The sequence below is a fragment of the Lactococcus sp. UBA7128 genome, from assembly GCF_002492185.1.
Classification (GTDB): domain Bacteria; phylum Bacillota; class Bacilli; order Lactobacillales; family Streptococcaceae; genus Lactococcus; species Lactococcus muris.
Map to the genome: position 1 here is coordinate 29,645 of NZ_DKXK01000016.1, position 1,111 is coordinate 30,755.

At 36.5% G+C, this 1,111-nt stretch carries 1 protein-coding gene; it reads left to right on the forward strand.

What is annotated here, in order from left to right:
* Window positions 1–95 precede the first annotated feature (95 nt).
* The gene (locus tag B4H39_RS01955; protein ID WP_202230800.1) at window positions 96–866 is read left to right on the forward strand and encodes a DeoR/GlpR family DNA-binding transcription regulator; all 771 of its coding nucleotides are present in this window, start codon (window positions 96–98) and stop codon (window positions 864–866) included.
* Window positions 867–1,111 lie beyond the last annotated feature (245 nt).

Consider the following 1,111-nt stretch of genomic DNA (forward strand, 5'->3'; position numbering starts at 1 on the left):
TAAAATATCTTATTAATTTCACCTTTTTATGTTATAATGAGAAAAAGAGATAGATGATAGGGGGAGTATAGAGCTTAGATAGGCTTGTTATAAATATGAAAGTAGAACGGTTAAATCAAATTGAACAATTAGTCTTAGAAAAGGGAAATGTTTCTTTCAAACAGCTGCAAGATCACTTCAACGTTTCCCTTAATACTTTGCGGCGTGATATTAATGAATTAGTCGCACACGGCAAGGTTGAAAAAGTATATGGTGGTGTCAAAGCAGTCAGAAAAACTCAGGAACTTGTCCATTTTGAACAACGTGAGTTCACCGAACAGCTGGCTAAAGTTAAAATTGGCAAAACAGCAGCAGCCTTGGTTGAACCAGGAGATATCATCTACATTGATTCAGGGACTACAACAGTACAAATGCTGCCTTATTTACCGCAAGATCTTGAAGTTACAATCTTGACGAATAATCTGGATGTTATCAATGCAGCAGCAAACAGACCTAAAGTCAAGCTCTTAGTTGTAGGATCTAAGTTTAAACATTCAACCCGCTCATTTGTAGATGCGACATCAGGTTTAAATTTACCAAGAATCAATATTAATAAGGCTTTCATGGCAGCCACTGGGATATCTTTAACGGCTGGACTAACTAATTCTGATGCTCAAGAACAGATTATGAAGTCAGATATTTGCAAAGCATCGCAGCAGATTATTTTATTGGCCGATCATACTAAATTTGGGCATATGGCTTTAATGACTTATGCTGATCTTAAGGAAATTAACACCATCGTCACTGATCGTTTAGAAGTTCAAGCTCAAGAATTTCAAGATTTCTTTGAATCGCATGATATTCAAGTCCTCTTTCCTGAGCTATAAAACACCTCAAAGTTAGCACTTGTCTAGCGATGAGGTGTTTTCTTATATGAAATTATAATATGAAGATGAGCCTGAGAGACTCTGTTTAAAATCGGGGGAGAAACGGGTGAAGTTCCAAGTCTAGCAGATTACATGGAAAAAAGTACCGTTTTTACAAGGAATTTCCTGAATACAGCCATGTATTTTTTGAAGCATTGTTAATAGCTCCACCGGAAATTGCGAAGGAAATTGTCATGATAATTCAG